Origin of the sequence: Micromonospora pisi (assembly GCF_003633685.1) — a bacterium.
GTDB classification, from domain to species: domain Bacteria; phylum Actinomycetota; class Actinomycetes; order Mycobacteriales; family Micromonosporaceae; genus Micromonospora_G; species Micromonospora_G pisi.
The window spans coordinates 7,032,401-7,057,508 of sequence record NZ_RBKT01000001.1; the positions used below are offsets into that span (position 1 = coordinate 7,032,401).

17 protein-coding genes, 2 rRNA genes and 1 pseudogene are annotated in these 25,108 nt (G+C 69.8%); 18 read left to right on the forward strand and 2 right to left on the reverse strand.

Annotated features, from left to right (window positions below):
* Positions 1-155 precede the first annotated feature (155 nt).
* Both BDK92_RS30445 and rrf read left to right on the forward strand, forming a co-directional pair.
* Positions 156-3,265, forward strand: a 23S ribosomal RNA gene (locus BDK92_RS30445).
* Between the two features lie 78 nt (positions 3,266-3,343).
* Positions 3,344-3,460: ribosomal RNA gene (gene rrf, locus BDK92_RS30450) — 5S ribosomal RNA — on the forward strand.
* A 219-nt stretch (positions 3,461-3,679) separates the two neighbouring features.
* Here the strand turns inward: rrf and BDK92_RS30455 are convergent.
* Positions 3,680-5,401, reverse strand: coding sequence for a hypothetical protein (locus BDK92_RS30455; protein ID WP_121159857.1), 1,722 nt, complete (start codon positions 5,399-5,401; stop codon positions 3,680-3,682).
* Between BDK92_RS30455 and BDK92_RS30460 the strand changes: the two genes are divergently transcribed.
* Complete coding sequence (locus BDK92_RS30460; RefSeq protein ID WP_246017328.1) at positions 5,390-6,313, forward strand: Replicase polyprotein 1ab; 924 nt, start codon at positions 5,390-5,392, stop codon at positions 6,311-6,313. The genes BDK92_RS30455 and BDK92_RS30460 overlap by 12 nt on opposite strands.
* The gene (locus tag BDK92_RS30470) at positions 6,310-7,365 is read left to right on the forward strand and encodes an HAD-IIA family hydrolase (RefSeq protein ID WP_121159858.1); all 1,056 of its coding nucleotides are present in this window, start codon (positions 6,310-6,312) and stop codon (positions 7,363-7,365) included. Before BDK92_RS30460 ends, BDK92_RS30470 begins: the two co-directional genes overlap by 4 nt.
* Before the next feature lie 165 nt (positions 7,366-7,530).
* Here BDK92_RS30470 and BDK92_RS30475 read toward each other — a convergent pair whose 3' ends face one another.
* A complete protein-coding gene (locus BDK92_RS30475; RefSeq protein WP_121159859.1) occupies positions 7,531-7,869 on the reverse strand; it encodes an SCP2 sterol-binding domain-containing protein in 339 nt (112 codons plus the stop codon).
* Positions 7,870-7,982: 113 nt separating this feature from the next.
* Between BDK92_RS30475 and BDK92_RS30480 the strand changes: the two genes are divergently transcribed.
* From BDK92_RS30480 to ald, 14 genes and pseudogenes are all read left to right on the forward strand, one after another.
* Complete coding sequence (locus BDK92_RS30480) at positions 7,983-8,645, forward strand: phasin family protein (protein ID WP_246017329.1); 663 nt, start codon at positions 7,983-7,985, stop codon at positions 8,643-8,645.
* Positions 8,642-8,905 (forward strand): hypothetical protein, encoded by a 264-nt coding sequence (locus BDK92_RS30485; protein WP_121159860.1) that lies wholly within the window; start codon positions 8,642-8,644, stop codon positions 8,903-8,905. The genes BDK92_RS30480 and BDK92_RS30485 overlap by 4 nt, the downstream gene beginning before the upstream one ends.
* 34 nt (positions 8,906-8,939) lie before the next feature.
* Complete coding sequence (locus tag BDK92_RS30490; RefSeq protein ID WP_121159861.1) at positions 8,940-9,779, forward strand: TlyA family RNA methyltransferase; 840 nt, start codon at positions 8,940-8,942, stop codon at positions 9,777-9,779.
* A complete protein-coding gene (locus tag BDK92_RS30495) occupies positions 9,776-10,660 on the forward strand; it encodes an NAD kinase (RefSeq protein WP_121159862.1) in 885 nt (294 codons plus the stop codon). The genes BDK92_RS30490 and BDK92_RS30495 overlap by 4 nt, the downstream gene beginning before the upstream one ends.
* A gap of 281 nt (positions 10,661-10,941) precedes the next feature.
* On the forward strand, positions 10,942-12,699 hold the full coding sequence (recN, locus tag BDK92_RS30500) for a DNA repair protein RecN (RefSeq protein ID WP_121159863.1): 1,758 nt from the start codon (positions 10,942-10,944) through the stop codon (positions 12,697-12,699).
* Between the two features lie 128 nt (positions 12,700-12,827).
* A complete protein-coding gene (gene steA / locus BDK92_RS30505; RefSeq protein ID WP_121162728.1) occupies positions 12,828-14,006 on the forward strand; it encodes a putative cytokinetic ring protein SteA in 1,179 nt (392 codons plus the stop codon).
* 27 nt (positions 14,007-14,033) lie between these two features.
* Positions 14,034-14,966: a copper transporter gene (locus BDK92_RS30510; RefSeq protein WP_121159864.1), complete on the forward strand. Its 933-nt coding sequence runs from the start codon at positions 14,034-14,036 to the stop codon at positions 14,964-14,966.
* The gene (locus BDK92_RS30515) at positions 14,963-15,832 is read left to right on the forward strand and encodes a hypothetical protein (protein ID WP_121159865.1); all 870 of its coding nucleotides are present in this window, start codon (positions 14,963-14,965) and stop codon (positions 15,830-15,832) included. Before BDK92_RS30510 ends, BDK92_RS30515 begins: the two co-directional genes overlap by 4 nt.
* A 1-nt stretch (position 15,833) precedes the next feature.
* Entirely contained in the window at positions 15,834-17,522 is a 1,689-nt protein-coding gene (murJ, locus tag BDK92_RS30520; protein WP_121159866.1) for a murein biosynthesis integral membrane protein MurJ, read from the forward strand.
* A gap of 79 nt (positions 17,523-17,601) precedes the next feature.
* Positions 17,602-18,747: a glycosyltransferase family 4 protein gene (locus BDK92_RS30525; protein ID WP_121159867.1), complete on the forward strand. Its 1,146-nt coding sequence runs from the start codon at positions 17,602-17,604 to the stop codon at positions 18,745-18,747.
* The gene (locus BDK92_RS30530; protein WP_246017330.1) at positions 18,747-21,104 is read left to right on the forward strand and encodes a hypothetical protein; all 2,358 of its coding nucleotides are present in this window, start codon (positions 18,747-18,749) and stop codon (positions 21,102-21,104) included. Before BDK92_RS30525 ends, BDK92_RS30530 begins: the two co-directional genes overlap by 1 nt.
* Positions 21,105-21,223: 119 nt before the next feature.
* A pseudogene (locus BDK92_RS30535) lies at positions 21,224-22,960 on the forward strand (CTP synthase); the annotation flags it as partial.
* A 95-nt stretch (positions 22,961-23,055) separates the two neighbouring features.
* Positions 23,056-23,667 (forward strand): NUDIX domain-containing protein, encoded by a 612-nt coding sequence (locus BDK92_RS30540; protein WP_246017331.1) that lies wholly within the window; start codon positions 23,056-23,058, stop codon positions 23,665-23,667.
* 284 nt (positions 23,668-23,951) lie between these two features.
* Positions 23,952-25,067, forward strand: a complete 1,116-nt coding sequence (gene ald, locus BDK92_RS30545; RefSeq protein WP_121159869.1) for an alanine dehydrogenase — start codon at positions 23,952-23,954, stop codon at positions 25,065-25,067.
* The last annotated feature ends 41 nt before the right edge of the window (positions 25,068-25,108 follow it).

The window sequence follows — 25,108 nt, forward strand, 5'->3', positions numbered from 1 at the left end:
ACGTGTGTTTGTTGTTTCGGGTTGCCAGGCATGGCCTGTCACTGCAAACGGATCTCCGGAGCCAGGTTTTTTTGGTGGTGGGGTTTGGTGTGGTGGTTGTGGGTTGTGGGTTGGTCGTTTGTTGAGAATTGCACAGTGGACGCGAGCATCTTTGTGGTCAAGTTGTCAAGGGCGAACGGTGGATGCCTTGGCACCAGGAGCCGATGAAGGACGTGGGAGGCCGCGATAGGCCTGGGGGAGCTGTCAACCAAGCTGTGATCCCAGGGTGTCCGAATGGGGGAACCCGGCAGCAGTCATGTGCTGTCACCTGCACCTGAACACATAGGGTGTATGGAGGGAACGCGGGGAAGTGAAACATCTCAGTACCCGTAGGAAGAGAAAACAAAATGTGATTCCGTGAGTAGTGGCGAGCGAAAGCGGATTGAGGCTAAACCGGCTGCGTGTGATACCTGTCAGGGGTTGCGTGGTTGGGGTTGTGGGACTCTGCTGATTCAACTGACATTGGGTCGAGAAGTTATAAAACCAGTTGCTAGCCGAATGGTGTGGGAAAGCCAACCGTAGACGGTGAGAGTCCGGTAGGTGAAAGTGGCTGGTCTTCTGTGGATGTTCCCGAGTAGCGGCGGACCCCTGTAATCTGCCGTGAATCTGCCAGGACCACCTGGTAAGCCTAAATACTTCCTGGTGACCGATAGCGGACAAGTACCGTGAGGGAATGGTGAAAAGTACCCCGGGAGGGGAGTGAAATAGTACCTGAAACCGTTCGCCTACAATCCGTCGGAGCCTTTAGGGGTGACGGCGTGCCTTTTGAAGAATGAGCCTGCGAGTTAGTGGCATGTGGCGAGGTTAACCCGTGTGGGGTAGCCGTAGCGAAAGCGAGTCTGAATAGGGCGTTCAGTCGCGTGTCCTAGACCCGAAGCGGAGTGATCTAGCCATGGGCAGGCTGAAGCGTGGGTAAGACCGCGTGGAGGGCCGAACCCACCAACGTTGAAAAGTTGGGGGATGACCTGTGGTTAGGGGTGAAAGGCCAATCAAACTCCGTGATAGCTGGTTCTCCCCGAAATGCATTTAGGTGCAGCGTCGCGTGTTTCTTGCCGGAGGTAGAGCACTGGATGGTCTAGGGGGCCCACAAGCTTACCGAAATCAGCCAAACTCCGAATGCCGGTAAGTGAGAGCGCGGCAGTGAGACTGCGGGGGATAAGCTTCGTAGTCGAGAGGGAAACAGCCCAGATCACCAGCTAAGGCCCCTAAGCGTGTGCTAAGTGGAAAAGGATGTGGGGTCGCATAGACAACCAGGAGGTTGGCTTAGAAGCAGCCACCCTTTAAAGAGTGCGTAATAGCTCACTGGTCAAGTGGTTCCGCGCCGACAATGTAGCGGGGCTCAAGTACACCGCCGAAGCTGTGGCATTCACATGTGACTTCGCATGCTCCTTTTGGGGTGTGTGCAGGTGTGTGGATGGGTAGGGGAGCGTCGTGCCGCGGGTGAAGCAGCGGAGTGATCCAGTTGTGGACGCGGCACGAGTGAGAATGCAGGCATGAGTAGCGAAAGAAGGGTGAGAAACCCTTCCGCCGGATGACCAAGGGTTCCAGGGCCAGGCTAATCCGCCCTGGGTGAGTCGGGACCTAAGGCGAGGCCGAGAGGCGTAGTCGATGGACAACGGGTTGATATTCCCGTACCCGCGAAAGAGCGTCCGTGGTGAACCTCATTGTGCTAACCATTTGATGTCGTTGATGCCTTCGGGTTGATGCGGTTGATTCTGGGAACCTGGTGGGTAGTAGTCAAGCGATGGGGTGACGCAGGAAGGTAGCTGAGCCCGGCCGGTGGTTGTGCCGGGGTAAGCGTGTAGGCCGTGTCGTAGGCAAATCCGCGACGCATGTGGCTGAGACGTGATGCCGAGCCGATTCAGGTGAAGTCAGTGATCCTATGCTGCCGAGAAAAGCCTCTAGCGAGTTCTTAGCGGCCCGTACCCCAAACCGACACAGGTGGTCAGGTAGAGAATACCGAGGCGATCGGGCGAACTGTGGTTAAGGAACTCGGCAAATTGCCCCCGTAACTTAGGGAGAAGGGGGGCCGGAGACGTGAAGCCCCTTGCGGGTGGAGCGTTGTATGGCCGCAGAGAGCAGGGGGAAGCGACTGTTTACTAAAAACACAGGTCCATGCGAAGAAGTAATTCGATGTATATGGACTGACGCCTGCCCGGTGCTGGAACGTTAAGGGGACCGGTTAGCTCTTTCGGGGGCGAAGCTGAGAACTTAAGCGCCAGTAAACGGCGGTGGTAACTATAACCATCCTAAGGTAGCGAAATTCCTTGTCGGGTAAGTTCCGACCTGCACGAATGGCGTAACGACTTCCCCACTGTCTCAACCACAGGCCCGGCGAAATTGCATTACGAGTAAAGATGCTCGTTACGCGCGGCAGGACGGAAAGACCCCGGGACCTTTACTATAGCTTGACATTGGTACTCGAATTAGCTTGTGTAGGATAGGTGGGAGCCGGTGAAGTCCATACGCCAGTATGGGTGGAGGCAATCTTGAAATACCACTCTGGTTGATTTGGGTATCTAACTTCGGACCGTGATCCGGTTCAGGGACAGTGTCTGGTGGGTAGTTTAACTGGGGCGGTTGCCTCCTAAAATGTAACGGAGGCGCCCAAAGGTTCCCTCAGCCTGGTTGGCAATCAGGTGTTGAGTGCAAGTACACAAGGGAGCTTGACTGTGAGACTGACAGGTCGAGCAGGGACGAAAGTCGGGACTAGTGATCCGGCACTTGCGAGTGGAAGCGGTGTCGCTCAACGGATAAAAGGTACCCCGGGGATAACAGGCTGATCTTCCCCAAGAGTCCATATCGACGGGATGGTTTGGCACCTCGATGTCGGCTCGTCGCATCCTGGGGCTGTAGCAGGTCCCAAGGGTTGGGCTGTTCGCCCATTAAAGCGGTACGCGAGCTGGGTTTAGAACGTCGTGAGACAGTTCGGTCCCTATCCGCCGTGCGCGTAGGATACTTGAGAAGGGCTGTCCCTAGTACGAGAGGACCGGGACGGACGAACCTCTGGTGTGCCAGTTGTCCCGCCAGGGGCACGGCTGGTTGGCTACGTTCGGAAGGGATAACCGCTGAAAGCATCTAAGCGGGAAGCTCGCTTCAAGATGAGGTATCCCACCCATGCAAATGGGGTAAGGCCCCCAGCTAGACTACTGGGTTGATAGGCCGGAGATGTAAGCTCGGTAACGGGTTGAGTTGACCGGTACTAATAGGCCGAGGACTTGATTACTAAGGTGCTACGCGTCCACTGTGTGATTCCCGACAAGCGAACAAGACCCTGTTGGGTTGTTTGTTAAGTCGATAGTGTTACGGCGGTTATAGCGGTGGGGAAACGCCCGGTTACATTCCGAACCCGGAAGCTAAGCCCTCCAGCGCCGATGGTACTGCACTCGGGAGGGTGTGGGAGAGTAGGACGCCGCCGGACAAACCTCCAGTCAAGGGCCGCCCCATCCGGGTCGGCCCTTGACTGCGTTGCTCCGGCCCAAGTGCCATCAGGAAGGATGTACCCGTGAGTTCAGGACCGCAGGGCGACGACCGTCAGCGCCGAGGCGACGATCGCCCCAACCGTGACGGTGGTCGTGGCGGATCCCCGCGTCGAGATGACCGCCCGCCCTACCGAGGCGACCGTGATTCCCGTGGCGGATCAGGCGAGCGTGGCGGCTACTCCGGTGGTGGGCAGCGAGGCGGCCAGGGCAGTACCGGCGGCGGCTACCGCAGTGGCGCCGGGCGGAGCGATGGTGGTTTCCGCTCCGGTCCCCGCGATGGTGGTGGCTCCCGTGAGGGTGGTTTCCGTTCGGGTCCCCGTGAGGGTGGCTTCGGTGGTGACCGCGATTCCCGTGGTGGCTCCCGCGAGGGTGGTGGCTTCCGCAGCGGTGGCCCGCGCGAGGGTGGCTCCCGTGAGGGTGGTTTCCGTTCGGGTCCCCGTGAGGGTGGCTTCGGTGGCGACCGGGACTCGCGTGGTGGCTCCCGTGAGGGTGGTTTCCGTTCCGGTCCCCGCGATGGTGGTGGCTCCCGCGAGGGTGGCTTCCGTTCCGGTCCGCGTGAGGGTGGTGGCTCCCGTGAGGGTGGTTTCCGCAGCGGTCCGCGTGAGGGTGGCTTCGGTGGCGACCGGGACTCGCGTGGCGGTTCGCGTGAGGGTGGCTTCCGTTCCGGTCCGCGTGAGGGCGGTGGCTCCCGTGAGGGTGGCTTCCGTTCCGGTCCCCGTGAGGGTGGCGGCTCCCGCGAGGGCGGTTTCCGTTCCGGTCCCCGCGATGGTGGTGGCTCCCGTGAGGGTGGCTTCCGTTCCGGTCCGCGTGAGGGTGGTGGCTCCCGTGAGGGTGGTTTCCGCAGCGGTCCGCGTGAGGGTGGTTTCCGTTCGGGTCCCCGTGAGGGTGGCTTCGGTGGCGACCGGGACTCGCGTGGCGGCTCCCGTGAGGGTGGTTTCCGTTCGGGTCCGCGTGAGGGTGGCGGTTCCCGTGAGGGTGGTTTCCGCAGCGGTCCGCGTGAGGGTGGCTTCGGTGGCGACCGCGATTCCCGTGGTGGCTCCCGTGAGGGTGGCTTCCGTTCCGGTCCGCGTGAGGGTGGCGGCTCCCGTGAGGGTGGTTTCCGCAGCGGCCCGCGTGAGGGTGGCTTCGGTGGTGACCGCGATTCCCGTGGTGGCCCGCGTGAGGGTGGCTTCCGTTCCGGTCCGCGTGAGGGTGGCGGCTCCCGTGAGGGTGGCTTCCGTTCCGGTCCGCGTGAGGGTGGCGGCTCCCGTGAGGGTGGCTTCCGTTCCGGTCCCCGCGATGGTGGCGGCTCCCGCGAGGGTGGCTTCCGTTCGGGTCCCCGTGAGGGTGGCTTCGGTGGTGACCGCGATTCCCGTGGTGGCCCGCGTGAGGGTGGCTTCCGTTCGGGTCCCCGTGAGGGTGGCTTCGGTGGCGACCGCGATTCCCGTGGTGGCTCCCGCGAGGGCGGCGGCTTCCGCAGCGGTGGCCCGCGCGAGGGTGGCTTCCGTTCTGGTCCCCGCGATGGTGGTGGCTCCCGTGAGGGTGGTTTCCGCAGCGGTCCGCGTGATGGCGGCTCTGGTGGGGACCGCGACTCCCGAGGTGGCGGATTCCGGCGAGAACAGGACGGATACCGCCCAGCTCGCGACGATCGGCCACGTGGCGACGACCGGCGTGGATCGGAGCGTGAGGGCGGTTACCGGGGGCGCGAGGGCGGCGATCGGAACCGTACCGAGGCTGGACCGAACCGGTTCGACCGCGGATCCTCGCGTGAGGGCGAACAGTCTGGCCGGGCCGACGCGCCCGTACTCCCCGACGACATCGTCGCGAGCGACCTTGACGGCGCCGTACGGGCGGAGCTGCTGTCGCTCACGAAGCCGGTCGCCGAGACGGTGGCTCGACACCTGGTGGCGACCGGCCAGCTGATCGACGAAGCACCCGAGCTCGCGCTTGCACACGCGCTTGCCGCGCGGCGGCTCGCCTCGAGGATCGCGGCGGTACGTGAGGCAGTAGGTCTGGCGGCGTACCACGCCGGCGAGTGGCAGACGGCTATCGCGGAGCTGCGTACCTACCACCGGATGAGTGGCAAGCAGACCCACCTTCCCGTACTCGCCGACTGCGAGCGGGCGTTGGGGCGGCCGGAGCGGGCGATCGACCTCTTCCGGGGGGCTGACCGCGAGGCGATGGACCCGGCCCAGGCGATCGAGCTGTTGATCGTCGCAGCTGGTGCCCGGGGTGACCTGGGACAGGGTGACGCGGCGGTGGCCATGCTGCAGGTCCGAGAACTTACCGGTGCGGTTGATGAGCCCTGGGCTGCCCGACTGCGTTACGCCTACGCGGACGCGCTGCTCGCCGTGGGTCGGCGGGAAGAGGCGCGGGAATGGTTCGCTCGCGCGGCAGACGCCGATGAGGACGCGGAGACGGACGCGGCGGAGCGGTTGCTTGAGCTCGACGGCGTGGTCCTCGAGGGCGATGACGATGACGAGGTGGACGACACCGACGTCGACGAGGACGCCGACCAGGACGAAGACGACGACGAAGACGACGACGACGAAGACGACGACGACGAAGACGACGACGACGAAGACGACGACGACGAAGACGACGACGAAGACGACGACGAAGACGACGACGAAGACGACGACGACGAAGACGACGACGACGAAGACGACGACGACGAAGACGACGACGACGAAGACGAAGACGACGAAGACGACCGCGTAGGTAGCGGGTCGGAAGCGGAGGCTCAGCCGGTTTCGGAGTCGCGCGACGACACCGAGGGACCAGCAGAGCGCAGCGGGCCGTCCGGATCATGAGTGGCACCCCGGCAGGGTCGCTGGTTGACGCGTACGACCTGGTCATTTTCGACCTGGATGGCGTGATCTACCTGATTGATCGCCCGATTGCGGGTGCGGTCGAGGCGGTGGCCCGGTTGCACGCGGAGCGGAAGCCGCTCGCGTACGCGACCAACAACGCCTCTCGTCGTCCTGCCGAGGTGGCCGAGCTGCTCGTCGGGATGGGCGTCAACGCCCGTCCCGACGAGGTGCTGACCTCCTCCGTAGCGGCCGCTGCCGCGTTGGCCGAGCGTCTTCCGGCCGGCGCGGCAGTGCTGGTGGTCGGCGCGGAGGCGTTGCGTGCCGAGGTCCGTGCCGTCGGCCTGGTGCCGGTCGAGCGGGCTGACCAGTCGCCGGATGCGGTGGTGCAGGGCTACGGGCCACAGGTCGGGTGGACCGATCTGGCCGAGGCGTCGGTGGCGATCAGGGCGGGAGCGCTCTGGGTCGCCACCAACACCGACCGCACGCTGCCGAGTCCACGCGGCCCGTTGCCAGGCAACGGCTCGCTGGTGGCGGCACTGCGTACCGCACTCAACCGGGACCCCGACCTGGTTGTCGGAAAGCCGGAACCGGCCCTGTTCGGGACTGCCGCGCGGCAGGCCGGAGCGGAACGGCCCCTGGCGGTAGGCGACCGGTTGGACACCGACATCGAGGGGGCGGCCCGGGCCGGCATGGACAGCCTGCTCGTGCTCACCGGGGTCAGCTCGGCGGCGGACCTTCTGATCGCGCCCCCCTCGACGCGCCCCACGTACGTGGCGCACGACCTCCGGGGGCTTTTCGACGCCGACTCGGTAGTGCGCCTCGGCGTGGGTCCGACACCGGCAGAGGATCAGGCCGGCCCGGTGGTCATCGAGGCCGACGGGTGGCGACTCTCGCTCGACGGCCAGAAGGCGGAACTCAGCGGAGCGGGACGGTCCCTGCACGCGCTGCGGCTGCTCTGCGCCGCTGCCTGGTCGGGGCACCCGGTTCTCCGGGTACGGCCCGGGTCGGAGGCTGCCGGCACGGCACTGGGTGAGCTGGGCCTCACCAGCTGAGCGTCAAGCGGGTCGGCTCGAGGGATTCCTGCCGACGACGCGGGGACTCCTGTTTGCCCGGATCCGATAATGGGTCCGGGCAAACGGCGTCTTGTCAGCTCGCCGCCCCGAATCCCGCCCTGCGGATGCGTGCCCGACAGGGGGGTGAGGCGGCTATGGGTTTCGCTACAGCAGTTTGCGCAGTTTGAGCAGGTCAAAGGGATTGGCGTCGACAGAGATCCGTCGGGCGGCGAGCGCCTTCGGGACATCGAGCTGACCCGCCACCAGGGAGACGAGATCGTCACTGGTCGTGGTCAGGGCGATTTTCGCGTCCGGGTCGTCGCCATCGGCGAGGTCGACCAGACGCCCGTCACTGATTCGCCCGTGGAAGGCGCAATCCAGGTCGCTGATCCGGCAGGCCAACGTCCGTTCGAGGTTGACGTGATCCCGGACCTGGGCCGCATTCGCATCCATTCGCGCCGCCAGGTTATGCAACGCCTCTCGGCACTCGTCAACGCTGGCCAATGCTCGCCCTCCTTGTCGCACGCCACGACCGTTCCCCGGCACCGTACCGCACCAGGGGGTGACCGGCGCCCGGTAGCGTGACAGCTGATAGTCCGACAGCGAAAGGATTCGGGATGCAGGACGCGTGGCGGGCCTACCTGGAACTGGCCATGGGCGTGACCGAGTCGTCGAGGAAGCGAGCCCAGTCGGTCGCCAGGAAACTGGTCGGTCAGGGCGGCGCGACCGCGGCCCAGTTGCAGGCTCTGGCCGAGGAGCTGAGGTCCACCGGGCTCGCCAACCGGGAGGCTATGACCAAACTTGTCCGGTTCGAGGTTGACCGCGCGCTCGGCGTGGTCGGGCTCGCCACCCAGGAAGAGGTCGCGAGCCTGAACGATCGGGTCGCCGAGCTGGAGCGGGAGCTGCGTCGCGCGCGTACCGCGACGGCCGGTCCGAGCGGGCCACAACCGGGCGGGACCGAGCCCGACGCCGCCGCCCCCGAGACTGTGGCGAAGAAGGCTGTGGCGAAGAAGGCCGTGGCGAAGAAGGTTGTCGCCGCACCGGCCGTCGCCACGCCAGAGGTGGCTCCGCAGGCGGTGGCCAAGGACGCGGTGGCCCAGGACGCGGTAGCGAAGAAGGCCGTGGCCAAGAAGACCGCTGCCTCCCTGGCGAAGAAGGCCGCCGCGGAGCAGGCTCCGCCCGCGACCGCGAAGAAGATCGCCGCGAAGCGACTGCCCCGGCCGGCCAAGAGGGTCGCCTCGGAGAAGTTGCCGCCAGCCACCGGTACCGGTGAACGGTGAGCAGCGCTCCCATCCCCGGGCCACCGCGTCCCGGCGTACCCGGGGCCTATCGGCCCGCACCACCCCCGGCCGCGCGCCCGGTCGACCTGGCCGGCCCGACCGGTTCCGAGGGTTCCGACGGTTCCGGCCACCCGGCGGTGGACGCGGCGCTGCACGCCATCGCGAACGCCGCGAACCTTCCCCCGGCGGACCAGATCGCCCAGTACGAAGCCGCGCACCATACTCTTCAGGAGACCCTGGCCACCATCGACCAGGCCTGACGATCCCCCCTTTTTCCCACCGGAGAGCCCTCGCATGGCACGTCGCACCCGGCTTGATGCCGAACTCGTTCGTCGTGGTCTGGCCCGCTCACGCGAGCAGGCCGCCGCGCTGGTGGAAGCGGGACGGGTCCAGGTACGAGGCATGGCCGCCCGCAAGCCCGCGGCCATGGTCGACCCGGCGGACGCGGTCCGGGTGCTCGGCGACGACCCGACCCAGGAGTACGTCTCCCGTGGCGGGCACAAGCTTGCCGGCGCGTTGGCCGCGTTCGGGCCGGACGGGCTGACCGTGACCGGCCGCCGTTGCCTGGACGCGGGGGCCTCCACCGGCGGTTTCACCGACGTGCTGCTGCGCGCCGGCGCGGCCGAGGTGGTCGCGGTCGACGTCGGCTACGGCCAGATCGCCTGGTCGTTGCGGAGCGACGAGCGGGTACGGCTGTTCGAGCGGACCAACGTACGGACCCTCACCCCGGAGCTGATCGACGGTCAGGTCGACCTCACCGTGGCTGACCTGTCGTTCATCTCACTGCGGCTGGTGCTGCCCGCCCTTGCCAGCTGCACCCGTCCCGACGGTGACCTGGCGTTGATGGTCAAGCCGCAGTTCGAGGTCGGCCGGACCCGGGTCGGCCAGGGCGGGGTCGTCCGTGATCCGGAGCTGCGTGCCGAAGCGGTGTTCCATGTCGCCACCTCGGCGGCGGACCTCGGTCTGGGGCTCGCTGGCGTGGCGGTCAGCCCACTGCCCGGCCCGAGTGGCAATGTGGAGTTCTTCGTCTGGCTACGACAGGGTGCGCCCCCGGCCGACGAGCAGTGGGTGCGTTCGGTGGTGATGGCCGGTCTGCCTGGCGACCGGCAGGCGACGGAGGAGGAGGTCGGATGAGCCGTACGGCACTGCTCGTCACACACACCGGCCGGCGGCGCAGCACCGAGCACGCCCGTACGGTCGCGGCGGACCTCATCGCGGCGGGTTTCGAGGTACGGGTGATCGCCGAGGAGGCGGAGGACCTCGACCTGCCCGGAGTGGTGCCGGTCAGCGGTATGACCGCGGCCGAGGGCGCCGAGATCGTGTTCGCGTTGGGCGGTGACGGGACCTTCCTGCGCGCCGCCGACCTGGCCCGGCCCGCGAAGGCGCCGTTGCTCGGGATCAACCTCGGCAAGGTCGGATTCCTCGCCGAGGCGGAGATCCACGATCTGGACCTCGCCGTGCGGGACGTGGTCAGTCGTGACTACACAGTGGACGAGCGGCTGACCCTCGACGTGCGGGCCGAGTTCGAGGGCGGTCCGACGATCGAGTCCTGGGCGCTGAACGAGGCGAGCGTGGAAAAGGGCGAGCGGGCCCAGATGCTCGAACTGCTCGTCGACGTCGACGGCCGGCCACTGTCCCGGTACGGCTGTGACGGCGTGGTCTGCGCCACCCCGACCGGTTCGACCGCGTACGCCTTTTCGGCCGGAGGACCTGTGGTCTGGCCGGAGGTGGAAGCCTTGCTGCTGGTGCCGATCAGCGCGCACGCGTTGTTCAGCCGGCCTCTGGTAACCGCGCCCACCTCCACCTTCGTGATCACTGTGGACCCGTTCACCACCCTGGCCGTGCTCTGCTGTGACGGCCGCCGGGTCTACGACCTGCCGCCGGGTGCTCGGGTCACGGTGCAGCGCGGAGCCCTGCCGGTGCGGATCGTCCGGCTCCGGCCCCGGCCGTTCACCGACCGGCTGGTGGCCAAGTTCGGACTGCCGGTGCAGGGCTGGCGCGGCGGTCGCAGCTAGGTGACGCCCCTCGGAGGTGGCGCGGCCTCCTCGGTCCGCTGAAACAGGCTCTTGCCATGTTCCGGACAAACGGCCAATGGAGCCGTACGTCACGGCACGCCAATCGTGACGTTATGACGTCCGGTGGTGACGCGGTGCCGACGAAATGCCTTGTCTTGGTCCCGTACGTCGGCCCCGGACGGCTCCCGGCTCCTCCAGGAGACGTTCCCGGTCGAACCGTCCGGGTTCGGGCCGCCCGTCGGGTGGTCAAGTGTCGGCCCCCGCCACTACTGTCGGGTGCTGTGCTGGAAGAGCTTCGCATCACCGGGCTGGGCGTCATCGAGGACACCACACTGCCGCTGACCAGCGGCATGAATGTCATCACGGGCGAGACCGGCGCGGGCAAGACGATGGTGGTGACCGGTCTCGGGCTGCTCTTCGGTGGCCGGGCCGACGCGGGACGGGTCCGTGCCGACCCCGGGCGCGCGATGGTGGAAGGGCGGTTGCGGCTGAGTGAGCCGACCGCGACCGCCGTGCACACCAGGATCGTCGACGCCGGGGGTGAGCCGGACGACGACGGGGCGGTGCTGCTCAGTCGTACGGTCACGGTCGAGGGTCGGTCCCGGGCGCACATCGGCGGCCGGAGCATGCCGGTCTCGATGCTCTCCGAGGTCGGCGAGCAGGTCGTGGCGGTGCACGGGCAGTCCGACCAGCTGCGTCTGCTGCGCCCGGCCGAACAGCGGGCCTCGCTCGACCGCTTCGGTGGGCCCGAGCACGAGAAGCTGCTGGAGAGCCTGCGCGAGACGTACACCGAGTGGCGGCGGATCGCCGACGACCTCGCCGACCGGCGGCGTAACGCCCGTGAGCGCAACCAGGAGGCGGATCTGCTCCGGCTCGGGCTGGACGAGATCACCCGGGTTGACCCGCAGGCCGGCGAGGACGACGAACTCAAGGAAGAGGCGTCTCGGCTGGAGCACGCCGAAGGGCTGCGTACGGCCGCGCAGTTGGCCCACCAGTGCGTCGCCGGTGGGACGGAGCCGGCTGACGACACCCCGGACGTGACCGCGTTGCTCGGTACCGCCCGACGCACGCTGGAGGCGCAGGCTGGGGTCGACCGTATCCTCGGCGACCTCGCCGGCCGGCTGGCTGAGGTCGCGACCCTGGTCGGTGACGTCTCCGCCGAACTCTCCGGTTATCTCGCCAGCCTCGACGCCGATCCGGCGCGGCTGGAGACGATCTACGAGCGGCGCGCGGCGCTGCGCGCGCTGACCCGCAAGTACGCCGACGACGTCGACGGGGTGATCGCCTGGGCGGAGCGGGCCCGGACCCGGCTGTCCGAGCTGGACACCTCCGACGACCTGCTGGAGGAGTTGGACCGGGAACGGCAGCGGCTCGCCGGCGAGGTGGCCGAACTGGCCGCCCGGCTCTCGGCGGCACGTCGTGAGGCGGCGGTCCGCTTCGCCGAACAGGTCAGCGTCGAACTCGCCGGGCTGGCCATGCCACACGCCCGGATCGAGGTGGCGGTCCTGCCCCGGCCGGCGGGGCGGACGGAGCCCACGCTGACGGTCAACGGCACCGAGGTCGGCGTCGGCCCGGACGGTGCCGACGAGGTCGAACTCCGGTTGCTGGCCCACCCCGGAGCACCGTCGCTGCCGTTGCAGCGCGGGGCGTCCGGTGGCGAGCTCTCCCGGGTGATGCTCGCCATCGAGGTGGTCTTCGCCGGCTCGGGTGGGCCACCGACGCTGGTCTTCGACGAGGTCGACGCGGGCGTCGGCGGGCAGGCCGCGGTCGAGATCGGGCGCCGGCTGGCCCGGCTGGCCCGCAGCCACCAGGTACTGGTGGTAACCCACCTGCCGCAGGTCGCGGCGTTCGCGGACCGACACCTGGTGGTGGCCAAGGACACCGGAGGCGCGGTGACCACCAGTGGGGTGCGGGTGGTCGAGGACACCGACCGGGCCCGGGAACTGGCCCGGATGCTGGCAGGTTTGCCGGACTCGGATCTGGGTATCGCACACGCGGAGGAGTTGCTGGCCATGGCGGCCAGGGACCGCCGACCATAGCGGGGAATGTGACATCTCGCACATGGAACAGGCAATGAGTGTGGTTCGCTAAGGTAACGGCCTGCTTGCCGCCCTGCTCAGGCATGTCGTGACGGAAAGTCGTGCGCGCGCATGCCAGGATGGTCCCGATGCGTCTACCCATCTTGCGCCGGACCCGGACCGCGGAACCGGGCATCGTCGTGGGCACCGCCCGCCTCGACCGCCGGACCAAACGTCTGGTGGGTCGCCTGCGCCCCGGTGAGATCGCGGTGATCGACCACGTCGACCTCGACCGGGTCGCTGCCGACTCACTGGTCGCGGTCGGGGTCGCCGCCGTCCTCAACGCCAAGCCCTCAGTCTCCGGTCGTTACCCCAACCTCGGACCCGAGGTGCTGGTCAAGGCCGGTATCCCGCTCGTGGACGACCTCGGTGAGGACGTCTTCCAACTGCTGCGCGAGGGCGACACCGTCCGGATCGACGGCAACACCGTCTACGTCGGCGACGAACCGGTCGCGCACGGCGGCCGGCAGGATCCGGAGACCGTGGCGAAGGCGATGGCCGACGCCCGGGAAGGGCTCTCCGTGCAGTTGGAGGCCTTCGCCGCCAACACCATGGACTACCTCAAGCAGGAACGTGACCTGCTGCTCGACGGGGTCGGCCTCCCGGACATCGAGACCTCGATGCGGGGTCGGCACTGCCTGATCGTGGTACGCGGCTACGACTACAAGGCCGACCTCGACGTGCTGCGCCCGTACATCCGGGAGTTCAAGCCGGTGCTGATCGGCGTCGACGGTGGTGCGGACGCGCTCGTCGAGGCGGGCTACACCCCCGACATCATCATCGGCGACATGGACTCCGTCACCGACGACGTGCTCCGCTGCGGCGCCGAGGTGATCGTCCACGCCTACCCGGACGGGCGGGCACCGGGGCTGGCCCGGGTGGAACAGCTCGGCGTCAGCGCCATCACCTTCCCCGCCGCCGCCACCAGCGAGGACCTCGCCATGCTGCTCGCCGACGGCAAGGGCGCCTCGCTGATCGTCGCGGTCGGCACCCACGCCACCCTGGTCGAGTTCCTCGACAAGGGTCGTGGCGGCATGGCCTCGACCTTCCTCACCCGGCTCAAGGTGGGCGGCAAGATGGTCGACGCGAAGGGAGTCAGCCGGCTCTACCGGCAGAACATCTCCGGATCGTCGCTGCTGCTGCTGGTCCTCTCGGCGGTGGCCGCGATGGCCTCCGCGGTGGCGGTCTCGACCGTGGGCAAGGCCTATCTCGGGGTGGCCTCCGAGTGGTGGGACAATCTGGTCTTCCAGCTCGGGCAGCTGTTCTAGGCCGTCCACGATCAAGGGGCTGTAAGCGTGATCAATTTTCGGTACCACGTGGTCTCCATCACCGCGGTCTTCCTCGCCCTGGCAATCGGGCTGGTGGTCGGGACAGCGGCGCTCAACGGGCCGGTCGCCGACTCGCTCAGCGCGAGCGTCAACGAGCTGCGCAAGGACAACGACCAGCTGCGGGAGACCGTCGGCAGCCTGCAGGAGGAGGTCACCCGGGAGGAGGACTTCGCCCGGGAGTCGGCACCGCTCCTGCTCGGCGGCAAGCTCGCCGGACACCGGGTGCTCGTCCTCTGCCTGCCCAGCGGCGAGAAGCACGTCGACGGGGTGATCGAGATGCTGCGGCAGACCGGCGCCACGCTCACCGGCCGGATCGACATCCAGGACAAGTTCGTCAAGCCCGACAACAGCGTGGACCTGCTCGGGCTCGCCGAGCAGGCCGCCCGGCCCAGCGTCTCGGCCAACGGCCTGCCCGGCAACAGCAACGGTGTCGAGACCTCCAGCGCCTTCCTGGCCAGTGCCCTGTTGGACCGCCCCGACGCGACGGTGGTCACCGAGCAGGACCGCCGGTCGGTGCTGGACGCGTACAGCAACGCCGGGTATCTCACCGTCAGCGACAAGGTGACCGGACCGGCCGAGGCGGTCGTGGTGGTCAGCGGACAGCCGTACGTCGACCGCGACTCCGCCCAGAAGGACCAGGCCGTCGTGACCATGACCGAACAGTTCGACAAGGCCGTACCGCTCGTCGTCGCGGGCAGCGGCACCAGTACGGGCAACGTCGTCCAGGCCGTCCGGGACGATCCCGCACTGAGTAAGACGATCTCCACCGTCGACCACGCCAACACGGTGCAGGGGCAGGTCGTGACCGCGCTCGCGTTGATCGAGCAGGTCATCGACAAGAAGGCCGGCCAGTACGGGCTCGGCGCCGGCGCCACGCTCCTGCCGAAGCAGCCCGAGTGAGCGCGCAGCGGAGCGCCGGCCGCCGCTGGGTGGCCGGCCCGGCGGCGTTGGCCGCACAGGCCGCCCTGCGGCTGGTCAACCGGCTACCGGTGGCGCCGGCCCTGGAACGGACCAACTTCCGTGGCCGGACCGTCACCCTCGCCGGGGGACCGGCACTCGCCTCCGCGGCCTCCGCCGCCGCCGCGATCGGCGCACCCAGCGGCCCCGCCGCCGCTGCCGCCCTGGTCGCCGGCATCGGCTCCGGCGCGGTCGGCCTCTACGACGACGTGGTCGGCGCCCGACCCGAGCAGAAGGCGGCCAAGGGTTTCGCCGGGCACGTCGGCGCGCTGCGCCAGGGACGGGTGACCAGTGGGCTGGTCAAGGTCGCCGGTGTCGGGGCCGCCGGTCTGGCCGCCGCCGCGCTGCTCGCCGCCGACCCGACCGTACGGTCCCGACGTCGGCGTCGCGGTCGGCTCGGGCAGGCGGCGGACGTACTGCTCGGCGCCGGGGTGATCGCCGGTACGGCGAACCTGGTCAACCTGCTCGACCTGCGCCCCGGGCGGGCACTCAAGGCCGGCGTGCTGCTCGGCGCCCCACTGCTGCCCGGCCCGACCGGGGGACTCGCCGCCGGACCGGTCGGCGCCGCCAGCGGACTGCTCCCGGCAGACCTGAACGAGGAGATCATGCTCGGCGACTGCGGGGCCAACGCGCTCGGCGCGCTGCTCGGGGTGGCACTCGCCGCCCGTACCGGGCCGGTGGGGCGGGCCGGCATCCTGACCGCCCTGGTGGCCCTCACCGCGGCCAGCGAGAAGGTCAGCTTCACCCAGGTCATCCAGAACACCCGAGGGCTGCGCGAGCTGGACGCCCTGGGCCGGCGACCCTCCTGACGTGACCGCACCGGCACCCCTCGCCGGCGCCGGCCGCGTCGCCGGGGCAGCCGCGCTCATCGCCGTACTCACCGTCGCCAGCCGGCTCGCCGGCTTCGGGCGTACCGGAATCTTCACCTGGGTCGTCGGTAAGACCGACCTCGGTGGCGTCTACGTCGTAGCCAACACCGTGCCGAACATCGTCTTCGAGATCGTCGCCGGTGGGGCGTTGGCGAGTCTGGTCGTACCGCTGCTCGCCGGCGCGGTCGCGGCCGGTGACCGGCGTGCGGTCGCCGAGACCACCGGGGCGCTGCTGACCTGGACGGTGACGCTGCTGGTCCCGCTCGCGGCCCTGGTGGCGCTCTTCGCCGGTCCGATCGTGTCGCTGATCATCGGTGACCTGACCCCGGCCCAGCAGGACGCCGGGACCCGGATGCTCCAGATCTTCGCCCCGCAGCTGCCGCTGTACGGAATCGGGATCGTGCTCACCGGCGTGCTCCAGGCACACCGGCGGTTCGCCTGGCCGGTGCTCGCGCCGCTGCTCTCCAGCCTCACCGTGATCGGCGTCTACCTGCTCTTCGGCGCGGTCGAGGGGCGCGGCGAGCCGATCGCCCGGACCGGCACCGACGGTCAGTTGATCCTCTCGATCGGCACCACGCTCGGGGTGCTGGTGCTCTCCGGCTGCCTGCTTGTCCCGGTGAGCCGGCTGCGACTGCGACCCCGACCCGGGTACGGCTTCAGCGCCGAGAACCGCCGCCGGGTCGGTGGGCTCGCGCTGGCCGGCGCGGTGACCCTGACCGGGCAGCAGGTGGCCCTGCTGGTGATGCTCCACCTCGCGGCCAGCGCCGACGTCGACAACCCGGTGGTGCTCAACCTCGCCCAGACCATGTACCTGCTGCCCTGGGCGGTGCTGGCGGTGCCGTTGGCGGTGGCGGCGTACCCGACGCTGGTCGCCACGTACGCGGACGGCGACGAGGAGGTGTTCCGGCGTACCCTCGCCCCGACCACCCGTGGCCTGCTGATCTTCAGTTGCCTCGGCGCGGCGGCGCTGATCGCCACCGCGGTGCCGGTGGCCCGGTTCTTCTTCCCCACCGCCCCGGGCCCGGCCGCCGCGGCGATCGCCGGCTTCGGACCCGGGCTGCTCGGCTACGGCCTGTTCGCCGTCCTCTCCCGGGCCCTCTACGCACGTGGCGAGACCCGGTCGGCGGCGAGCACCACCGCCGCCGGCTGGCTGGTCGTACCGGTCGTCGCGGCCCTGCTCTCCTGGCTGCTGCCGGACGCCGACCGGCTGCTCGCGGTCACCCTGGCCAACTCGATCGGCATGCTCGCCCTCGGCGGCCTGTTGATCCGGGTGGTCGCCCGGCGGGCCGGTCGGGCGGCGCTCGCCGGCCTCACCCGGTCCGGGCTGGTCGGCCTCGCCGCCGGTACGGCCGCCGCGCTCGCCGGCAGCGCCGTCGCCCACTGGTTGCCCGGAGTGCTCCCCGCCACCCCGACGAAGGTGGATGCTCTGCTTCAGGGCATGCTGTCGGGAGTCGTTGTAGCGGCGGTGTTCCTCGCCGTGGCCTACCCACTGGACCGGCACGACGTACGCCCGCTGGTCGGTTCGGTGACCCGGCGTCTGAGCCGTCTGACCCGTCGGCTGCGACTCGGTGCCGGCCGCGACGGAACCCGCCCGGGTCGGGGAGACGCAAAGGAGACGGTGTCCGGGTGAGCGCGAGGAGTGAGCTTGCGAGCCCCGCAGTCGCGAACGAAGGGTCGGCTTGGTGAGCGCGAGGAGTGAGCGGTCCGGGATGGCGGGCGGTTGGGACGGATCGGTCGTCCTGCTCCTCGCCTCCAGCACCGGCGGCGTCGGTCAGCACGTTGTCTCGGTGGCACGCGGACTGGTCGCCGGAGGCGCCTCGGTCACCGTCTGCGGGCCGGCCGCGACCGATCAGCAGTTCGCCTTCACCGCCACCGGCGCGCGGTTCGTCCCGGTCGAGATTCCGGCCAGCCCGACCCCGGCCGACGGGCGGGCGGTCGCCGCCCTGCGCCGGGTGCTCGCCGGGCCCGTGGATGTGGTCCACGCCCACGGGCTGCGTGCCGGCCTGGTCGCGGCGCTGGCCCGGCCGCGCCAACCGCTCGTGGTCACCTGGCACAACGCGGTCCTCGCGGGTGGGCTGCGCGGGCAGTTGTCCCGGTGGGCCGAACGGATCATCGCGCGGCGGGCCCGGGTCGCCCTCGGTGCCTCCGCGGATCTGGTCGAGCGGACTGTCGCGGCCGGCGCCAGGGATGCCCGACTGGCCCCGGTCGCCGCACCGGCCCTGCCGACCGCGCGGCGCAGCCGGGCCGCGGTACGGGCCGAGTTCGGGGTGGCCCCCGATCAGCCGTTGCTGCTCTCGGTCGGCCGTCTGCACCCGCAGAAGCGGTACGACGTACTCGTCGAGGCGGCGGCTGGCTGGCGGGACCTGAAGCCACCGCCGGTGGTGCTGATCGCCGGCAGCGGCCCCTCCTATCTGCCGTTGGCCGCCGACATCTCGGCGGCACGGGCCCCGATCACCCTGCTCGGACACCGTACCGACGTCGCGGACCTGCTCGTCGGCGCCGACCTTGCCCTGGTGACCAGTGACTGGGAGGCACGTCAGCTCTTCACCCAGGAGGCGTTGCACAGCGGCGTGCCGCTGGTCGCGACCGCCGTCGGCGGCATCCCCGAACTGGTGGGGGACGCGGCGGTGCTGGTGCCGCCGGCCGACCCCGCCGCGCTCGACCGGGCGGTGCGGGACCTGCTCGCCGACGACGCCCGGCGGGCCGAGCTGGGCCGGCGGGGCATCGCCCGGGCGGGGACCTGGCCGACCGAGGCCGAGACCGTCGCCCAACTGGCCGCGCTCTACGCGGAGCTGGCGCCGGGACCGGTTCGTACGTCGGACACCCCGCACACCCACGACCACGGGCGCGGCTGATGCTGCGTCGACTGGTGCCCGTGTTCCTGACCGCGGCGGTCGTGGTGTCGGCCGTCGCGGCACTGGTGGTCCGGCCGGCGGTCGGCGCCCCGCAACGTACCGCCGACTACGTGGTGTTGGCTGGTATCGCCGGTCTGCGTTGGGAGGATGTCGACCCGCAGAGCACGCCGAACCTGTGGCAGCTGGCCGAACGGGGGTCGATCGGCTCGCTCTCGGTGCGCTCGGGTCGGACACCGACGTGTCCGGTGGACGGCTGGCTCACCCTCGGCGCGGGCAACTACGCCGCCTGGGACGGAAGCCCGGTCAGCGCCGACTGTTCACCGCCGGAGGTGACCGTCGAGCAGCCGGACGGTATCGGCGCGAACCTGCCCGCGCAGCAGACCACGGTCAGGTACAACAAGGAACAGCAGCCCTGGGGTGCGATTCCCGGGGCACTCGCCGAGTCGGTGCGCTGCACCGCCGCGATCGGCCCGGGTGCCGCGATCGCCGCCGCCCGCCCGTTCGGCCGGGTCGACCGGTACGCGCCGACTCTGCCGGCGAACCCCAGTGAACTGCTCGCTTCCTGCGTACTCAGCATTGTCGACCTCGGTGCCGTCACCGGGGAGGATCCCGCCGTACGTGCCGCCGCCGCCCGCCGCGCGGACAGCGCCCTGGCCCGGGTGCTGGCGGCCCGGCCGGCGCGTTCGCTGGTCGTGGTCGCGGGTATCTCCGACACCGACGAGACCTCCCGGCTGCACGTCGCGGTCGCTGACGGCCCCGGCTGGTCCGGGGGTTGGCTCACCTCCTCCGGCACCGGCCGCGAGGGCTACGTACAGCTGGTCGACCTGGCACCGACCGCGCTTGCGGCGGTCGGTCGGCCGATGCCGGACCGGCTCTTCCTCGGACAGGCGGCGACGAGTGTGCCCGGCCGCCCGGCCGACCTGGCCACGGCGATCGCGCAACCGGCGGACGCGGATCGGGAGGCGGGCGCGCAGCGGCACGTGGCGAGCTGGTTCTTCGTGTTGCTGGCCGGGATGCAGTGCCTGCTCGCGATCGCGGTGCTGCCGCTGTTGCGGCGGGCCCGCCGGCACGCCGGTCCGACCGGCCCGGCTCCGGCTTCCCGCCGCCTGGTGGCGGTGGTCGAGGTGCTGCTGATCGCCGCCGCGTTGGCGATTCCGGCGGCCCTGGTCGCCGATGTGGTGCCGTGGTGGCGGGCGGACCAGGGGGGCGTCTACTTCGGGTTGGTCACCGTCTTCGTCCTGGGTGTCGGTGCCGCCGGGATCCGGCTCGCCCGGATCTACCAGCGGACGCTGGGGCCGATGGGCAGTGTGGCGGGGCTGGCCGCGCTGGTCGTCGGGGTGGACGTGGTGACCGGTGCCCGCCTGCAACTCAACGGTGTCGCCGGCTACTCGGCCCTGGAGGGCGGCCGCTACGCCGGTCTCGGCACCGTCGGGCTCGGCGTCTTCGTCGCCGGGACGCTGCTGGCGGCCGGCTGCCTGGCCCAGCAGGTACGGCGGAGCTGGCGACCGGCGGTGGTGGTGCTGGTCGGTGGCATCGGTGTGGTGATCACCGGCAGCCCGTACCTGGGTGCCGATTCGGTCGGGGCGGTGGCGATGACCGCCGGGGTCTGTGTCGCCGCGGCGATGAGCACCGGTGGCTGGCTGACGCTTGGCCGGCTCGCCTGGGCGACCATCGCCGGCCTGGCGGTGACCATCGGTTTCGCCGTGCTCGACATGCGCGCTCCCTCGGGGCAACAGGGGAGCCTGGGGCGTTTCCTGGGCGCGGTGGCGGATGGTACGAGTGGGCTGACCATGCACCGGTCCGGCGCCGCGAACATGGACGCCCTGGTCGGCAGCCCGTTGACCGTGCTCGCGGTGGTCGGCGGGGTGCTGGTGTGGTTCGCCCTGCTGCGCCCGTGGGGTGGCCTGAAGCGGCTCTTCGGGATCTATCCCGCGGTACGGGCGGGGATGGCCGGAATCACCGTTGCCACGCTGATCGGCGGGGTGCTCGGCGGGTCGGCGCTGAATGTGGCCGGTGCGGCGGCGGCGTTGACCGTGCCGCTGGCGGCCCTGGCCGCGTTGCGGGTGCTCGACCACGCGGCGGACCGTACCCAGCCGGTGCCGGTCGACGGCGGGCCGTCGGGGGAGTCGGACCCGGTGCGGCGTTCGGACCGTCCGGGGCCGGGTGAGTCGGATCCCGTGCGAGGGCCGCAGCCGGCGCAGGGCCCGGACGAGGTGGAACGTCTCCGCCCGGCGGATGACGCAGGTGCGGCGGAAAACCCGAACACGGCGGACGATTCGGACGCGACGGCACGTTCGGGTGCCGCGCAGGGGCCGGGGGAGGTCGCCCCGTCGTCGGCCGAACCGAGCCGGCAGTAGGTGCGACCGGCGGGGCCGGCCGTAGGGGTGTTACCGTGGAATCCCGTGGATCGCGTGATCAATTTTCTGATCAACACGACGGTCTGCACGACCGCAACGGACGACCACGGGAGCAGGCGTTGGCCCCATCAGCACGGACGACCAAGCACATTTTCGTCACCGGGGGCGTCGCCTCCTCGCTCGGCAAGGGCCTGACCGCCTCGAGCCTCGGAAATCTGCTCACGGCTCGCGGTCTTCGGGTCGTGATGCAGAAGCTCGACCCGTACCTCAACGTCGACCCGGGCACGATGAACCCGTTCCAGCACGGTGAGGTCTTCGTCACCGAGGACGGCGCCGAGACGGATCTCGACGTCGGCCACTACGAGCGGTTCCTCGACCGGGCGCTCTCCGGCAAGGCGAACGTCACCACCGGCCAGATCTACTCCGCGGTGATCGCCAAGGAGCGGCGTGGGGAGTACCTCGGCGACACCGTCCAGGTGATCCCGCACATCACCAACGAGATCAAGGCCCGGATCCGGTCGATGGCCGACGCGGACGAGGACGGACGTACGCCGGACGTGGTGATCACCGAGGTGGGTGGCACGGTCGGCGACATCGAGTCGCTGCCGTTCCTCGAGGCGATCCGGCAGGTACGCCACGACATCGGCCGGGACAACTGCTTCTACCTGCACGTGTCCCTGGTGCCGTACCTCGCGCCCTCCGGCGAGTTGAAGACCAAGCCGACCCAGCACTCGGTGGCGGCGCTGCGCAACATCGGCATCCAACCGGACGCGATCGTCTGCCGTTCCGACCGGGAGATTCCGGACACGCTCAAGCACAAGCTCTCGCTCTACTGCGACGTCGACCGTGAGGCGGTCATCGCCGCCCCGGACGCGCCGAGCATCTACGACATCCCGAAGGTCCTGCACAACGAGGGCCTCGACGCGTACGTCGTACGTCGGCTCGGGCTCTCCTTCCGGGACGTGGCCTGGCACGGCTGGGACGACCTGCTCGAGCGGGTGCACCACCCGCAGCACACGGTCCGGGTGGCGCTGGTCGGCAAGTACGTCGACCTGCCGGACGCGTACCTGTCGGTGAGCGAGGCGATCCGGGCGGCCGGGTTCGGTCACCGGGCCCGGGTGGAGCTGCGCTGGGTGCCGAGCGACGAGTGCGTCAGCCCGTCCGGGGCGGCCGCCGCGCTGGCCGGGGTCGACGGCATCGTCATCCCCGGTGGCTTCGGCGTACGCGGCATCGAGGGCAAGATCGGCGCCTCCCGGTACGCCCGGGAGAACGGAGTCCCGATTCTCGGCCTCTGCCTCGGCCTGCAGTGCATGACCATCGAGGTGGCCCGTCACCTGGGCGGGCTCGAGGGTGCCAACTCGCTGGAGTTCGACGAGCAGGCCAGCCACCCGGTCATCGCCACCATGGCCGACCAGGAGGAGATCGTCGCCGGCAAGGGCGACCTCGGCGGGACCATGCGGCTGGGTGCCTACCCGGCCCGGCTCACCGAGGGTTCGATCGTCGCCCAGGCGTACGGCGACACCGACATCAGCGAGCGGCACCGGCACCGGTACGAGGTGAACAACGCGTACCGGGACGCCCTCACCAAGGCCGGTCTGCGGATCTCCGGCACCTCGCCGGACGGCCGGCTGGTCGAGTTCGTCGAACTCGACCGGGAACTGCACCCGTTCTTCGTGGCGACCCAGGCGCACCCGGAGCTGAAGAGCCGTCCGACCCGCCCGCATCCGCTCTTCGCGGCGTTCGTCGGTGCCGTCGTCACGTACTCGCACGCCGACGAGCTCCCGGTCGAACTGGCCGCTACGGCCGCCGCTGCCGCGGCTGCCGGCGCTGTCGAGCCAGCCGACGCCGGCACGGCGGAACCGGACGCCAACGCCGGGGACGGGGCCACTGCGGCACGGCGGACCGCCGGCCAGAACGGCGCCAGCCGGTCCAGCCGGGCGAGGTCGGCCTCGTGACCGCCGCGCCCGGCGAGCACCGGTACGAGGTGAAGTCCCAGACCGAGCGGTACGACGGCCGGGTCTTCTCCGTCGTCACCGACGAGGTGGTGATGCCGGGCGGCCGGGTCGCGCCCCGGGACTACGTACGGCACGTGGGCGCGGTCGGGGTGGTGGCGCTCGACGACGACGGCCGGGTGGTCCTGATCCGGCAGTACCGCCACCCGATCGGCCGGATGCTCTGGGAGCTGCCCGCGGGCCTGGTCGACGTGGTGGGGGAGGCGCTGCCGGCCGCTGCCCTGCGGGAACTGGCGGAGGAGGTCGACCTCACCGCCGGTCAGGTCGACCTCCTGGTCGACCTGCACACCTCGCCGGGCGCGTCGACCGAGCTGATCCGGGTCTTCCTGGCCCGGCAGCTCGCCGACGTGCCGGTGGCGCAACGGCACGAGCGGCGGGACGAGGAGGCCGAACTCCAGGTGGTCCGGGTCGACCTCGACCAGGCGGTGGCGATGGTCCTGGCCGGTGAGATCACCAACGCAGCCTGCGTCGGCGGTGTGCTGGCCGCGGCCCGTGCCCGCGACCTGGGCTGGGCGCCGCTCCGACCGGCTGATGCCCCGCTGCCGGGCTGACCGCCCTGTTTCCGGCAACCACGGGCCGGCTCCGGTCGTCGTCGCGTACGACGGCCGGAGCCGGCCCGTTGCCGTACCCACCAATCCAGAGCTACGCCGGTGCCGGGCCCGGTACGACTGACACATCGTCAGGCTCAGCCGTCACTGCCTGTCACAATGGCGGCTGCTCGACCCGTCCGACGGTTCTAGACTGCCGCCGGCGGTACTGATGGACCGTGCCGGCAACGAAGCCGGCGCGTGCCGAGCGTCCGGGGTGTTCGACCCCGGAAGGAAGGTGTCTCATCGTGAAGGTCGGAATCCCCCGCGAGGTCAAGAACCACGAGTACCGCGTGGCGATCACCCCGGCGGGTGTGCACGAGTTCATTCGCGGCGGCCACGAGGTCTTCGTCGAGGCCGGAGCCGGAACCGGCTCGTCGATCACCGACGAGGAGTTCGCCTCGGCCGGTGCGACGATCCTGGCCAGCGCGGACGAGGTCTGGGGCACCGCCGAACTGGTCCTCAAGGTCAAGGAACCGATCGCCGAGGAGTACCACCGGATGCGTCCCGGTCAGGTGCTCTTCACGTACCTGCACCTGGCCGCCTCGAAGGCGTGCACCGACGCCCTGCTCGACCGGCGGGTCACCGGCATCGCGTACGAGACGGTGGAGACCGCCGACCGGGCGTTGCCGCTGCTCGCCCCGATGTCCGAGGTCGCCGGCCGGCTCGCCCCGCAGGTGGGCGCGTACCACCTGATGCGCTCCGGCGGCGGGCGCGGGGTGCTGATGGGTGGCGTCTCCGGCGTCTACGCCGCGAAGACCGTGGTGATCGGTGCCGGCGTCTCCGGCATGAACGCCGCCGCCATCGCGCTCGGCCTCCAGGCCGAGGTGCTGCTGCTGGACCGTAACGTCAACCGGCTGCGCCAGGCCGACGCGATCTACCGGGGCCACCTGCAGACGGTGGCGTCCAACGCGTACGAGATCGAGCGCGCCGTGCTCGACGCCGACCTGGTGATCGGCGCGGTGCTGGTCCCGGGCGCGAAGGCCCCGACGCTGATCTCCAACGAGCTGGTCTCCCGGATGAAGCCCGGCAGCGTGCTGGTGGACATCTCGATCGACCAGGGCGGCTGCTTCGAGGACTCGCGGCCGACCACCCACGACAACCCGGTCTACCCGGTGCACAACTCGCTCTTCTACTGCGTGGCGAACATGCCCGGCGCGGTCCCGCACACCAGCACGTACGCGCTGACCAACGTCACCCTGCCGTACGCTCTGGAACTGGCCAACCACGGCTGGCGCGAGGCGCTGCGCCGCGACCCGGCGCTGGCGCTCGGCCTGAACACCCACGACGGCCAGGTCACCTACGGGCCGGTCGCCGAGGCCCACGGCATGAGCAGCGCCTCCCTCACCGACGTGCTGGCCTGATCCGACCAACCACCGTCGGGAAGGAAGCCGGGGCCTGACCG

What these genes read in the sequence shown, in the direction of transcription:
- BDK92_RS30470 (WP_121159858.1), top strand. Translation starts at nt 6,310, where the DNA reads ATGAGTGGCACCCCGGCAGGGTCGCTGGTTGACGCGTACGACCTGGTC.
- BDK92_RS30480 (WP_246017329.1), top strand. Translation starts at nt 7,983, where the DNA reads ATGCAGGACGCGTGGCGGGCCTACCTGGAACTGGCCATGGGCGTGACC.
- BDK92_RS30490 (WP_121159861.1), top strand. Translation starts at nt 8,940, where the DNA reads ATGGCACGTCGCACCCGGCTTGATGCCGAACTCGTTCGTCGTGGTCTG.
- BDK92_RS30495 (WP_121159862.1), top strand. Translation starts at nt 9,776, where the DNA reads ATGAGCCGTACGGCACTGCTCGTCACACACACCGGCCGGCGGCGCAGC.
- steA (WP_121162728.1), top strand. Translation starts at nt 12,828, where the DNA reads ATGCGTCTACCCATCTTGCGCCGGACCCGGACCGCGGAACCGGGCATC.
- BDK92_RS30525 (WP_121159867.1), top strand. Translation starts at nt 17,602, where the DNA reads ATGGCGGGCGGTTGGGACGGATCGGTCGTCCTGCTCCTCGCCTCCAGC.
- BDK92_RS30530 (WP_246017330.1), top strand. Translation starts at nt 18,747, where the DNA reads ATGCTGCGTCGACTGGTGCCCGTGTTCCTGACCGCGGCGGTCGTGGTG.